This window comes from bacterium (assembly GCA_029210545.1).
Taxonomy (GTDB): Bacteria; BMS3Abin14; BMS3Abin14; order BMS3Abin14; family BMS3Abin14; genus JARGFV01.
In genome coordinates this window covers 13,059-26,692 of the sequence record JARGFV010000001.1, presented here as the reverse complement: position 1 = coordinate 26,692, position 13,634 = coordinate 13,059, and the positions used below count along the sequence as shown (strand labels likewise).

Annotated in this window: 10 protein-coding genes; 4 read left to right on the top strand and 6 right to left on the bottom strand. The window is 58.2% G+C overall.

Annotated features, from left to right (window positions below; all coding sequences use genetic code 11):
- The first annotated feature begins 2 nt into the window (after positions 1-2).
- Positions 3-1,874 carry a penicillin-binding protein 2 gene (gene mrdA, locus P1S46_00115; GenBank protein ID MDF1534889.1) on the top strand — a complete coding sequence of 624 codons (1,872 nt, stop codon included), beginning with the start codon at positions 3-5 and terminating at the stop codon, positions 1,872-1,874.
- Positions 1,871-2,953 (top strand): rod shape-determining protein RodA, encoded by a 1,083-nt coding sequence (rodA, locus tag P1S46_00110; GenBank protein ID MDF1534888.1) that lies wholly within the window; start codon positions 1,871-1,873, stop codon positions 2,951-2,953. The genes mrdA and rodA overlap by 4 nt, the downstream gene beginning before the upstream one ends.
- 764 nt (positions 2,954-3,717) lie before the next feature.
- Here rodA and P1S46_00105 read toward each other — a convergent pair.
- The 4 genes from P1S46_00105 to P1S46_00090 all read right to left on the bottom strand — a co-directional run bounded on the left by P1S46_00105 (position 3,718) and on the right by P1S46_00090 (position 8,795).
- On the bottom strand, positions 3,718-5,838 hold the full coding sequence (locus tag P1S46_00105; protein ID MDF1534887.1) for a histidine kinase dimerization/phosphoacceptor domain -containing protein: 2,121 nt from the start codon (positions 5,836-5,838) through the stop codon (positions 3,718-3,720).
- A complete protein-coding gene (locus P1S46_00100) occupies positions 5,831-6,997 on the bottom strand; it encodes an amino acid ABC transporter substrate-binding protein (protein ID MDF1534886.1) in 1,167 nt (388 codons plus the stop codon). Before P1S46_00100 ends, P1S46_00105 begins: the two co-directional genes overlap by 8 nt.
- 546 nt (positions 6,998-7,543) lie before the next feature.
- Complete coding sequence (locus P1S46_00095) at positions 7,544-8,245, bottom strand: PilZ domain-containing protein (protein MDF1534885.1); 702 nt, start codon at positions 8,243-8,245, stop codon at positions 7,544-7,546.
- Between the two features lie 154 nt (positions 8,246-8,399).
- Positions 8,400-8,795, bottom strand: a complete 396-nt coding sequence (locus tag P1S46_00090; GenBank protein MDF1534884.1) for a hypothetical protein — start codon at positions 8,793-8,795, stop codon at positions 8,400-8,402.
- A gap of 119 nt (positions 8,796-8,914) precedes the next feature.
- On the opposite strand from P1S46_00090, the gene P1S46_00085 reads away from it, so the two are divergent.
- Together P1S46_00085 and P1S46_00080 are read left to right on the top strand one after the other, a co-directional pair.
- A complete protein-coding gene (locus P1S46_00085; protein MDF1534883.1) occupies positions 8,915-9,265 on the top strand; it encodes a PilZ domain-containing protein in 351 nt (116 codons plus the stop codon).
- Between the two features lie 135 nt (positions 9,266-9,400).
- Positions 9,401-10,918, top strand: a complete 1,518-nt coding sequence (locus P1S46_00080) for a transposase (GenBank protein ID MDF1534882.1) — start codon at positions 9,401-9,403, stop codon at positions 10,916-10,918.
- Positions 10,919-11,139: 221 nt separating this feature from the next.
- On the opposite strand, the gene P1S46_00075 is transcribed toward P1S46_00080, so the two are convergent.
- Together P1S46_00075 and serA are read right to left on the bottom strand one after the other, a co-directional pair.
- Positions 11,140-11,631, bottom strand: coding sequence for a hypothetical protein (locus P1S46_00075; GenBank protein ID MDF1534881.1), 492 nt, complete (start codon positions 11,629-11,631; stop codon positions 11,140-11,142).
- A 216-nt stretch (positions 11,632-11,847) separates the two neighbouring features.
- Positions 11,848-13,467, bottom strand: a complete 1,620-nt coding sequence (gene serA / locus P1S46_00070; GenBank protein MDF1534880.1) for a phosphoglycerate dehydrogenase — start codon at positions 13,465-13,467, stop codon at positions 11,848-11,850.
- Positions 13,468-13,634: the final 167 nt, after the last annotated feature.

Below are 13,634 nucleotides of genomic sequence, written 5' to 3'. Positions count from 1 at the left end.
TCATGGGTTCGTTCTCAAAGCGACCCGGTGAGACGCTGCAGGGTATCGAGCGCAGGTTGGCCGTCACCATGGGCGTCATCACCCTGGTCTTTCTCCTGATCCTCCTCTACTTCTGGCATCTGCAGGTCCTTCAGCACTCCCGCTACCAGAAACTGGCTGACAACAACCGGATCCGCCTCGTCGAGATGAAGGCCACCAGGGGGATCATCACCGACCGCAACGGTGTGATCCTCGCCGACAGCAGCCCTGAATACTCGATCGCTCTCATTCCCGAGGACATGGACAAGGACAGGGAAGGTCAGATCCTCTCCCTTGCCCGTTTGCTGGGAAGGGACCCGAAGGAGGCGGTCGCTCTTTTCAAGGGCAGTTCCTCGGGAGCGCCCTACCGGGCCGTCCGGATATTCGAGCACCTGGAGGATGTTGAGGTCGCCCTTTTCGAAGCCGACCAGGAGAGGTTCCCGGGATCCCGCCTGGTCGTGGTTCCGCGAAGGTATTATCCTTACGGTCAGGTGGCGGCACATCTCCTCGGTTATGTTGGCGAGATCTCGAGGGCTCAGCTGGACTCGGGCCGTTATGAGGGGATTCGCAAGGGGGACACGGTAGGAAAGTACGCCCTGGAGCTTGCCTATGACCGTTTTCTCACGGGGCGCGATGGCGGGCGGCAGGTCGAGGTAGACGCCCGTGGAAGGGAACTCAATATCCTGGGAGCCACAGAGCCTGTCCCTGGCGCGAACCTGACCCTGACTATCGACCTTCGCCTCCAGAAGGCTCTGGAGCAGGAACTTTCCGGGATGAGAGGGGCCGGCGTTTTCCTCGATGCGACCACGGGAGAAGTCCTGGCCATGGTGAGCACGCCGGCCTTCGACCCCAATGAATTTTCCCTTCGTCTTACTGATGAGCGGTGGAACGAGATCATCCTCGACCCCGGCCACCCCCTGCAGAGCAGGGCTGTGCAGGGGATGTACCCGCCCGGTTCCACCTTCAAGGTCGTCACTGCCATTGCCGCTCTCATGGAAGGCGCTATAGACCCTGATGAACGCCTCCTCTGTTCCGGCGGGTACAGCTACGGAAAAAGGGTCTACAGGGACTGGAAACCGCAGGGGCATGGAAAGGTGGACCTGCAGCGTGCCGTGGTGGAGTCGTGCGATGTCTATTTCTACCAGGTCGGGGAGAGGATGGGGATCGATGCCATGGCACGCTGGGCTTCGGCCCTCGGACTGGGGCGGAAAACGGGGATCGACATCCCGGGCGAGGCTGTGGGCCTCGTTCCCTCCCCGGACTGGAAGTTGAACTCCAGGGGCGAGGTGTGGTTTCCAGGGGAGACCCTGTCCGCGGCCATCGGCCAGGGTTACGTGCTGGTGACGCCTCTTCAGCTGGCGGCCCTTTACGCCACGGTGGCCAGGCGGGGTGTCCAGATGGACCCGTTCATTGTGAGCCGGTGTGAGGATGTTAAGGGGCAGGAACTGTACCGCAGGGACCCTGCAGTCAGGAGAGAGTCGGAGATCGGACAGGAGGTGTGGGATCGGATCGTGAAAGCTCTCGAGGGGGTGGTTTCCGACGACAGGGGAACGGGACGGATCGCCCGCATCTCAGGCATCCCGGTAGCGGGGAAGACCGGCACCTCCCAGGTCGTGAGACTCCAGGAATCGGTGGCCGGGGGTGAGGGAAATATCCCCTATGAACTGAAAGACCACGCGTGGTTCGCGGCCTTCGCCCCGGTGGACAGGCCCCGGGTGGCTGCGGCAGTGGTGGTCGAACATGGAGGGCACGGTTCTTCGGCTGCCGCGCCCATCGTGGCGCGGATGTTCAAGCGGTACGCCGAGTATTATCCTGAAAACATTTCCGGAGCGGTGGAAGCAGGGGGAGCGCGGTGAGAGGTTTGTGGAACCCCATGCGGGTGGATGCGATCCTGGTAGGGTGTGCCGTTGCCCTGTCGGGAATCGGCATCATGGTCATCCGTTCGGCCACCCGGGGCGGGCCCTTCCAACATTACGGCGGCCGTCAGGCATACTGGCTTGCCATCGGTTTGGCTGCTTTTTTTCTCGGCTACTTCGCCGACCGCCGGCATCTACAGCGCGGAGCATATGTGCTCTACGGTATGATGTTTGCCGTCCTCGTCGGACTCGCGGTGGCGGGGAAGTGGTCGGGAGGGGTGCAGAGGTGGGTCCATGCCGGAGGGCTGACGTTCCAGCCCTCAGAAATGGCCAAGATCATCCTTATCCTTGCGCTGGCCCGCTACTTCAACAGGCAGAAGGCTCAGCCGCCCTACGGCCTGGAGGGGATCGCCATCCCGCTGCTGATGGTTGCCGGCTACGCTGTCCCTGTCGCCGCCCAGCCTGACCTGGGTACCGCCATGTTCCTGGTCCTTATTTCCGCCGCCATGATCCTGTTCGTGGGAGTTCGCTGGTCGACCATTCTCACCCTTTCCCTTGTGGCAGCGGCAGCAGTGCCTTCCCTCTTTTTCGCACTGAAGGAGTACCAGAGGAACCGGATCCTCAACTTTCTGAGTCCCGAGAGGGACCCCCTCGGCACCGGCTATCACGTTGTCCAGTCGAAGATCGCCATCGGATCAGGCGGGCTTCTCGGAAAGGGGTTCCAGCAGGGGACCCAGTCCCAGCTCCGGTTCATCCCCGAACAGCACACCGATTTCATCATCTCGGTCCTTGCCGAGGAGTTCGGGTTCCTCGGGGTCCTCCTGGTGCTCGGGCTGGTCCTTTTCCTTTCCCTTTACCTGTTGAGTTTTGTGGAGTTCACCAGGACGAGGTTTTCCCTCCTGGTGGTGGTGGGCATCACCTTTGCTTTCGCCATGCAGGCGGCCATCAACGTGGCCATGGCCGCGGGGCTTTTGCCGGTGGTGGGTTTGCCGATGCCGCTTTTGAGTTATGGGGGGTCGAGCCTGGTCGTCACGTGGCTGGGGTTTGGGATCATCGCCGGATATAAAAGGCGGAGGTGAGGGGGGGGTAATAACGGCTCCCAATAGCACGCCATCTATCCCTCGACTTCGCTCGGGACCCTAATGGGCTTCGTACTCCATCGTCGGCAACCTCGAAGTATGTTCCATATACGCCTCCAGTTGGCTCCTCAGTCGAGCCTCGTATCTGGTGCACTCTTGTGATCCTCGAAAGGCTCCAGATTGCCTGCGTCTTCCGTCTTAGCTTTGGGGCGTCGCTAATGGCTTCCGCTGTCGCTCTACGAGCTATGGCGTGACAGGTCCGTCTTCGTCACGCTAGCAGCGTGTCGGAAAACCCTGACACGCTGCGTAAAAGTTTGTCGGAACGACTTTTCTAATGCTTTTTGCCTTCAGATCAACAGGTGATAAAGTTGATGGACCCGCAAAAAGTCATCAACGCGCCCCGCGCGGGGCGCCCAAATCAATGACTAGCCGCGCTTGGGAAGGGCGCCCGGATCGATGACCGGAAATCATGTCAGCGATCCGTGAGGAAAGGGAAAATGACGCTTTTCCCTTTCCGTGGAGCGAAAAGTCCCGGATTGGACTTTTTGCGACCCTGTCAAAGTTGCGGGTGAAGATTGCAAGTCATTGTTAACACAAGGTATTATATAAAAAAAGACTCAAAAAAATATGTTCCGACAAACTCCAGCTAGGAGTCTGTGCCCTCCCTGTTAAAAACAGGGAGGTTCTCCGACAGATTCCTAGTTGACGGGTCGGATGAGATCGAAAGCCTTGGCTGTGAACCGCGAACCGTGAACTAAAATCCCTCAATACAGGACGGTGCCCGCCTCCAGGTATTCGGCAAAGGATATCCTGAACGTCGTCCCATGATCCCCGTCGATCTCCATTGTGCCGGCGAGCTGCTCCACGATCACCTTCACCAGCTGCATCCCCAGGGTCGTGGTGTCGGCAAAGTCCATTCCCGGCGGCAGACCGACGCCATCGTCGGATACCTCGAGGTAATATTGCCTTTCACTTGTTGAACGGAACCGGACGGTCAATGTGCCGGCGCGGTCACCCGGGAACGCGTGTTTGAGGGCGTTGGAGATGAGCTCGTTCATGATAAGCCCGCACGGGATAGCCGTATCCACCACCATCTCGGTGTGCTCCACGTCGAGCTCCAGCTTCACCCGGCCATGGCCGACCTGGTAGGATCTGAACAGGTTCTCCGCCAGATTCTTGATATAGCCTTCGAGGTTCACGCTGGACAGGTCGGCCGACCGGTAAAGATCCTCATGGATCAGCGCCATGGTGATGACCCGGTTCTGGCTTTCCTTGTAGATCGATCGGCCCACCGGATCGCTGATGTGGTGGGCCTGGAGGTTGAGGAGCCCGGAGATGACCTGGAGGTTGTTCTTGACCCGGTGATGGATCTCCTTGAGCAGGACCTCTTTTTCGCTCAGGGAATTTTTCAGCCGCGCTTCAGCGTTTTTGAGCTGGGAAATGTCCTTGACCAGGACCAGCAGGTGGGGTTCGCCGGCCAGGGCCATGATCCTGGCCGAAAGCAGGCCGGGCCTGAGCTCGCCTGAGACGAGCCTGAACTCCATCTCCATGTTGTCCGCCAGTCCATGGTCCCGTATCGCGTCGTAAAGGCGGTCCCTGCTCTCGTCGTCCTTCCAGTAGGGGGTTTCCTCGGAACGTTTGCCAACCACCTGGTCAGCGGCGTATCCGGTGCTCTCCACAAACCCCGTGTTCACGTCCACCACGGTCCGGTCCGACAGCCTGACGATGACCATGGGGTCCGGGCCGGCATGAAAGGCGACCTGGAACCGCTCCCTGGTCTCCTCCAGGGCTCCTGCTGTGGCTCTTTGCTTTGTGACGTCCCGGACATACTCGATGACTCCTTCCTGGACCCCGGTTTGCCGGTCGAGGAGTGGGAAGGTGTGCAGCTCCAGCCACCCGGTTATCTCCCCGTCGGCGCCGATCCTGGGGACCAGCTCCACCGCCATGCTCCCCGTTTCCATGGTCCTTATTGAAGGGCAGTTGTCGCACACGGCCTCCCTGCCGTGGTAGACCTCGTAGCACTTTTTCCCCACCAGGGAAGGGATATGTGAATACCATTTCTCCATGGTCCTGTTGACGCGCACGACGTTCAGGTCGGCATCCAGGATGCTGATCCCGTCCTGGATGCTGTCGAACACGCTTGCCAGGAACTGCTCCCTCTCTTCCAGGGACGACACCATGGACCCGATGCGGGCACTCAGGTACTCGAACTCGCCCACGCCCGTGTACCGGGGGGGCGTCTGCCATGCCAGGGAGTCGATGATCTGCCGGATGGGCCGGTGGATGTTCCACCGTAGCGAAAAGTACAGAAGGAAAGCGGCCAGCAGGACGACCACGCCCGTGCCCACCTGGATACTGCGCTCCTTGCTTACGAAGGCCGCGTAGGAGGCCACCTCCTTGAGCAGGAAGATGCGCCAGCCCCACGGTTCGAACTCGAAATGATAAAGGTAATATTCCCGACCGTCGTTGGAAACCAGCCCTAGGTGATTTTCCTGGTGCTTGCGCTGAATAGCCTGGATGAACTTCAGGGGCAGGCTGCCGTCAAGCAGGAGGCGTTCCTTTTCATGGGAGTAGACGGCCGCGACAAATCCCTTCTGCCTGGCGAACTCCTCCAGGGCGCCAAAGGACCTCCCCTGGACGATCCTCAGGTGCCTTTCTTTACCACGGCCCTCCGAGAGGGTCAGGTCGTAAAAGTCCTTGTTGATAATGTTGTAGGTGAACCGGGATGCCCACTCCATGTCCTCCGCGATCCTGCTTGTCTGGAACTCATCCACGGCTCTGAACACCGACATGTTGAGTCCCAGCCACATGAAGAACACCAGCAGGACCACCGGCAGGGTGATCCGGAAGTTCAGGCTGCTGGTGAAACGGCGCATGTTAATCATGATCCGTCCGTCCGAATACGGGGTCTGCGGTCTTGATCTCCTCGGGCCAGGTGATCTCTTTGCGTCCTTCCTGCCACTGGGTGATCACGGGGAACTGACGGATCTGCATCCCCGTGCGATCGACGCCATACCGGCCGATGATGCTCATGGTATCCAGGGTGAACAGCGCTTCGGTGAGTTTTTCCCGGTCGATACCCCCTGCCCTGTGGACGGCCTGTTCGAGGATGGTCCCTGTTGCGAAAGCGGTGGCGGCGTGGTAGGACGGCGCCGTTGAGTAGGTGGCCGTGAACTCCTCCAGGAACTGGCGTGATCCCGGGAAATCCAGGTCCGGGTCGGGTTCCCACTGCGAGGACGAGAATGTCCCCTCGGCCAGCGGACCGAGCCGGTCCGCGTATTCTTGCAGCACCGGTCCTACGGTGGCGTAATAGGCGGCGGGTTGCCACCCGGCGCGGGACAGGGCTTCCCTGCCCGAGACGGCCTCCTGGAGATGACCGCACATGATCAGGAGGCTGGCGCCGGATTCCCGGGCCCGGCCGATCTCGTCGTCGAGTTCCTGCTTGTCCTTGGGGAACGTTTCCCGGTAAACGACCTCAAGTCCGTAGCGCCCGGCCCATTTGGCGGCACCATCGGCAGCGCTCTGTGAGAAAACATCATCAGTGGCCAGGATAGCCAGGCGGTCGACGCCGCTGGCCACCAGCATTTCCAGAAACCCCACGGTGTACCGGCTCGCCGGTGTGTAAACCCCGAAAACATTGCGGCGCCCCTGGGACCAAGGCTGGTCCGAGAACGCGCCGCCTACCAGGACGGGGTAGCCGTGCCGTTCGGCTGCGGGGAGGATGGCAGCGGTGATGGCGCTGGCGTAGGGCCCGAAGACGAGGTCTACTTTGCGGCTCCCCATCATCTCCTCATACAGGCCGGCCGCGGCCGGGCCGTCGCTCCCGTCGTCCCGGATGATAAGTTCTACAGGTCGGCCGGCAATCCCGCCCCGGTCGTTCACCTGCTTTTTCCATAACCGGTACCCTTTCATCTGCATGGCCGACATCTCGGTGTACTTTCCCGTGAGCCCGAGGGTCAGGCCGATCCGGACAGGTTCAGCAGCTCGGGCCGATATCTGGATCAGGGCGAAGACAGCAAGGAAGAAAAGGAGGGACTTTTTCATGATGACAGCCTCTCGCCCGGGGGGGGCCGTGCTAAATGGAGCGGCCCCGCAATAAGAACTTGATAACAGTTAATCACGATAACCTTATTTAGCCAGCCTACGGTTTGAAAGGACTGTCGGGTTGGCCAGGGTGTGAGAGAAGGCAGAAAGGAGAAAGGAGAAAGGAGAAAGGAGAAGGTCGTGACTGGTTCCTGGACCTGGAGCCTTATACCCGGGAACCAGGAACGGTCCTTCCATCACTTTTCACTTTGCTCAGGCCGATCCCCTGGTTCGCTGCACACAAAAGTGTACAGTTGCCCACTTTCGTGTGCGGGCACGGTCCGCAACACCGGGCGGGTCTGCAAAGTTGATGGACATGCAGAAAGTCCATCTATGCGCCCCGCGCGGGGCGCATAGATCAGTGACCGGCAAACATGTCGGTGATTATCAGCAGTCTCGGTGAGGAAGGCGGAAACGACGCTTTTCGCCTTCCCTTGAGCCGAAGGCCCGCACGGACTTTGGCGGTTAACAGTAGTCCCGCCTGGACATTTTTGCGACCCTGTAACATCACGCTGCCATCCGTTTGGCCAGGAAGTTCTCCATGAAGATTCTGAAGATCGTCTCGATAGCCGGTTTGATATCCAGGAACCTGAGCCCCATCCCGGCGGGCAGTTCGTCTGTGCCCCTTGACTGGGTGTGCATTACCTGGCTCCGGAAACTGAAACTGTTGCGAAGTCCGGGAAGGTTGAAATCAAGATCTACCTCGGTCCCGGAAGGCAGCGGGTTCACTGTCTGGATATACATGCCTCCTTCCCCAAAATTGTGGGTCGTCAGGGACAGCTTTGAGGCGGCGCTCCTCAACAGGACGGGAATGGCCATGGGAGCGCGGATATAGATCCTGCGGTTGTTGGAGAGGCACAGTTCAAGGCTGGTAAAGAACTTCCGGATGGACATGGGCCGGTGCACGATCTCGGCGAACCCCGCCTGCCGGGCTTTTTCATTAAACAGGTGGTCCTTTCTGGAACTCATGAGGAGCATGGGAGGGCCCGAAAGGATACGGTCCTTCCTGATCGTCCGGCCCAGATCCAGGGGATCGCAATCCGGGATCCGTTCTCCCACGACGAGGGCGTGGGGCAGGCTCTGGTTCATGAAGTGGATGGCTTCCTCACCGCTGATCGCGGAGTAGATCTGATACCCCAGCCTGCCGATCACCCTCTCCAGGTATTCCCTGTCCATCTCAGACGCCTCGATCACCAGGACCCATTTCATTGCCTCCTCCTTTCAGGTTTCGCACCTTTCCTGAAAAATGATGTATGCAAGGGTTGAGCCGGGAAAAGGCCCACCTGCAATGGGCGTGGAAGGGGGGAAAAGGGGAAAAGGGAAAAGGAAGGTCGAGTGGAAAGTAAAAGGGCAGGCTCACAGTTCACGAATTTTCGTTGATGTGCCTCCGGTTGTAGATGCCCGTCAGCGAATCCGTGGTGGCGAGCATCACCTCCTCCGTGATGTCCCGCATGATCAGCTGGATGCGTCCCTGCATCCCGGCCTTGTCCATCCTGATGTAGAAACCCGAGAATTCAAATACACCCTCATCGTTTCGGAACCTGACATCCTCGACCTTCCCGCTCCTGAAAAGCGTGGTGTAAATTTCCGCCCACTTCATGGGAGGGACAAGGTTAGTTATGCGGCTGTCGATGATTCCTGAACCATATCGGCCCAGTGCCTTGTCGTTGGCCCAGACGATGAGCTGCTCGGATCCGGTATCGACGATCTCCAGCAGCATTTCCGGAAGAAGGTTCATGATCTCCTTATTGGTTATCATTCCCACACCTTGCTGGGTTGTTGCGGGAAGTTCCCTCGGTTAACGTAACGTGCATCGTCAACAAGGTTTTTTCATAAACCCCGAATTCGATCGCGATCCCGGGGTTGGGGGAAATCAGAATGAGAAAAATCAAGGTGCTCGGAATAACCGCTCGAAAACAGCCAAGGGTACCCACGGACATAGGCTGTATCGTGAACATCGGATCGAAGGGCCATGTCTGCAGGATCCTCAACATCTCCGTCCTGGGTGTGTATGTTGCCATTGAGCCGGTCCCGGAAGTAGGAAAGAATGTCGAGCTCACCTTCTCCGTGCCTCCGGTAGATGACAGTATGGTGGTCAGGGGAGTGGTCAGGTGGAACTCGAACACGGCTGAGCGGGCACTGCTCACGGGTGCTGGTATTGCCTTCGTCGATCTTCCAGGGGATATTGAGGACCTCATCGCCGACTACGTCAAAAGCCGCACAGGCTGAATATTGACGGCATCGCAAAAAGTATCATTCTTCCAACTATTTGAAAACCATGGATAAAAGGTTGTTTTTCCTTTTAACGGGGCGTGGTTTATGGTGGAATATGCCAACGAAATCAATGAGTTGCGAGGAGTTGCCATGTTCCATACCAAAGACTACAAAACCCTCGACATGTTCGATCCTTTCGAGCATTTAGGCCCCAGGCGCCGCAAGCTTCTGGAGAGCTCCTGGGCTCATCTGTTCAGGGAGGAGGTCCTTCCTGAACTGCCGGTTCAAAAGCTCCTCCTACACTACAGCGAGCTTCAAGGTCGTCCCACCAAGGAGCTATACGCCATGCTGGGCCTGATGATCCTCCAGCAGATGCACGATCTGACCGATGACGATGCGGTTGACCAGTTTACTTTCAACAAAAAGTGGCATTACGCCTTGAATATCACCGGTGAGTCGGATGAGGAGGCCTATGTCAGTCCCAAAACACTGTGGAGCATACGGAAGATCCTTACCGAACACAACCTCTACCTTCCCCTGTTCGAGTCCGTGACCGCCAAGCTTGCCGTGGTGTTCAATGTCGACACCAGCAAGCAGCGCATCGACTCGGTACACATACAGTCGAACATGCGTCATCTGGGCCGCGTCGGCCTGTTTGTCGCCACTATCAAGAAGTTCCTGCGCAACCTGAAGCGTCACCACAAGGGTCTGTTTGATGTTCTGGACAAGGAACTGACCGACCGTTACATGTCCAAAAAGGGCGAGTCGGCTTTTTCCATGGTCAAGCCGTCCGAGTCATCCAGGACCCTTGAGACTCTGGCCAATGACCTGTTTTACCTGGTGGATCGGTTCCGCAAACTTCCCGGCATATCCTCCATGACCAGCTACCAGCTTCTGGTGAGGCTTCTCAAGGAACAGTGCATTGTCGAGGATGACGGGGAGACCGGTAAGAGGAAGGCCTCGGTCAAACCCAACCGTGACGTTCCCTCCGACTCCCTGCAAAGCCCTTCCGACCCTGACGCCGGCTACAGTGGGCACAAGGGCAAGGGCTACCAGGTACAGGTCGCCGAGACCTACGAGAACAGCGAGGAGAAGAGCCAGCCTTCCCTGATAACCCACATATCGGTCGAACCCGCCAACAAGAGTGACGCCAAGGCCCTGATCCCCTTCATCGAGGATACGAAGAACCGGGACCTGGGTCCCGAGGAGGTTCTGGCCGACACCCTCTATGGGGGCGACGAGAACGTCGAGAAGGCAGCGAGCGAGATGAGCGTCGAGGTCGTCTCGCCCGTCAAGGGGCCGGAGCCCGGCAAGGACAAGAGTGTAAGCCTCACCGATTTCACCCTGGCCAAGAGAGGGAAGGTCACCTCCTGTCCTCAAGGCCATGCGCCGTTGAGAACCAAACACAAGAAGGAGCGCCACAGCGCCGCCTTCGACAAGGAGACCTGCTCGGTTTTCCTGAAGGCCACAGGTGTCAACATCCTGCGCGCCGCTACGTTCAGAAACAGGAAAATCCAAGACAACGGGCCTTATTTACCCCATTCTCAGCTTGTTTTGGGACTTATTGATGCTGTCAAAGAGCTGTTGTCGTCAACTATGGACGATTTCAGAAAAATGATACGTCAATCGTACATTGGTAACCAACTACCAGAAAAAACCGCAGCGTGACTAATTGCGGGTCCATCAAGGTTGATAGAGTCGCAAAAAGTCCAATCCGGGACTTTTCCTGGCTCATTAATGTCCTGGGGAAAGGGAAAAGCGTCGTTTTCCCTTTCCTTACAAATCAATGACTTACGGAGTGAGTCATTGATTTGGGCGCCCCGCGCGGGGGGCGTTGATGACTTTTTGCGAAGTCATCAAAGTTGAATGTTGAATTTTTGGATCGCTTTTCAGAACCCTATTCTGAAAAGCATTTGAAGCGTTCCTGTCCCAACATCGTAGCCGTCCCCCTCCCACCGGCTTATGTGGGCGTCGAATCCCAGGCTCGCGGCCGGGAAGATGGGCCAGCCGATTCCGCCGCCCAGGGTCACCCCAGCGCCATCGACATTCTCGAACTCGTGTGCCGAGATGAGGGCGTAGATCCGGCTGGAGAACCCTCCCAGGTCCATGACCCACGCGGGCCCGCCCATGACAGCCTCGTAGTCCCCATGGTCGTGGGAGCTATTCTGGATGGCGACCATGAGCCGGATGCCGCCGGACCCGAAGGTCCCCTCCAGGGTGGTCCCCATATCCGTGTCCACCCAGTCAAGGTCATCGTCGAAGGAGACGAGCCCGAACCCGGCCCCGATCTCCACGATAGCGTGAGCGGGGGAAGGGAAGATCAGGCCTGGACCCAGTCCAAGTCCTAGTATTAAAAACAAGGCAAAGAGTCTTATCTTCATGGTTGACCTCCTTTGGGGAAATATAGCAGCTTTCAGCTTTGAGCATAAACCGTTCGACTTGACGACTGTACGCCGAAGCGACGGAGCGAGAAGGGCTTTGTCACTAGTTCCCTTGCTTTTCTCGTTCAGTCGCTCAGTCGTATCGTCTCCCATTCTTAATGTCGTTTAGTCTATCAGTTGTACAATCGATTAATCGGACCTTTATGCCAAAACCCCTTAAAGGATAATTTCTCTAGCCTCTAATATTTCGGGTAACCCTCTGATCTCCTCCAACACCCCCTCCGGGATCCTGCTGTCGAGCGACACGAACCCCAGGGCGCTTCCCTGGTAACTCTCCCTGCCCAGGTTGAACCCCGCCACGTTGATCCGGTTGTCGCCCAGGATCGTCCCCACCTTGCCGATCACGCCAGGCCTGTCCTGGTTGGAGAAGAAGAGGAAGGTGCCTTCCGCTACCAGGTCCACCCGGAACTGGTCGATGGTGATGATCCGTCCCTTGAGATCCGCGAACACGGTTCCCTCCATCGTGTTGGCACCCCGGTCTGTGATGACCCTGACGGTGATGAGATCGCTGTAGTTCTTGACCCTGTCCGCCTTGGCCTCCACGATGGACATCCCCCGCTCACGGGCATAGTACGGGGCGCTGATGTAGGTGGCCCCCTCCTGCTGCCTGAGCTCGATAAGGCCCTTGAGCATGGCGAATGTATAAGGCTGGTATCTGAAGGGGCAGTCGAAGACCTTTTCCGTAACGTCCTCCGCGAAAAGGGGCCCCACAAGGGTGACCTGGACCTCCTCGATCCGCCCGATGGTAAACTGGGACAAAAGTCGCCCCATCTTCTCGGCCAGGTCGAAATAGGCCTGAAGTTCGGGGGCCAGTTTTCCGCGGACGTAGGGCAGGTTGACGGCGTTCTCATAGGAGCGCCCTTTCAGCACATTGACGACCTGCTGGGCGATGATGACGGAAACGTTCTTCTGGGCCTCCTCGGTGTTGGCGCCGAGGTGCGGTGTGACAATGAGGTTTGGAAGGCCGTGGAGCGGTGAGTCGGCCGGCAGGGGCTCTTCGGCAAAGACGTCCACGGCGGCCATGTAAACCTTCCCGCTCTTTAACGCGTCCGCCAGGACCGATTCGGCGATGATGCCGCCGCGGGCGCAGTTGACGAGGACGACACGGTCCTTCATGAGCGCCACTTCCCTTGTCCCGATCATGCTCGTGGTCTCGTCGGTGAGCGGTACGTGGAAAGTGACGATGTCGGACACAGCCAGGAGGTCTTCAATATTGTCCACGAGCTCGACACCGATCTTTTCGGCTTTTTCCCGCTTGATGTATGGGTCGTAAGCGACGATCCTCATACCGAAGGAAGTCGCCCTCTTGGCCACTTCGCTGCCGATACGTCCCAGTCCCACGATCCCCAGTGTTCTCTTGTAGAGCTGGATCCCTACGAACTTCTTCCGGTCCCACTGGCCCCCTTCAAGGGAGTTGTGGGCAAAGGGCAGCTTTCGGACAGCGGCAAGCATCATGGCGAGGGTGTGTTCGGTGGCCGCCAGGGTGTTGCCCGTGGGGGCGTTCATGACAATGATCCCCCTCCTGGATGCCGCCTCGATATCCACGTTGTCGACACCCACGCCGGCCCGGCCGATGACCTTGAGGTTGTCGGCCTTGTCGATGACGTCGGCGGTTACATTGGTCCCACTCCTGGTGATGAGGGCATGGTACGGACCGATGGCCCCCGCCAGACCGCTCCCCTTAAGGGAATAGTCTTCGACAACTTCCATCCCCTCCTCGGCCGTGAGGATGTCGATCCCTTCCTGGTCGATGGTGTCTGTGATGAGTACTTTCATTATTTTTTCCTGTGCATGAGGTTGAACGGAAAGCCGCCAGCTGACAGCTGATAGCTAAACTGTTCCACGCTTTCCGTCAACTCCCTTCCCGCCGGAAAAAATAATATAATCTTGAAGTAGACACCATGCAGGCAGGCATTAAGAAGCTTCTGTCGCCTTTTCCCGTG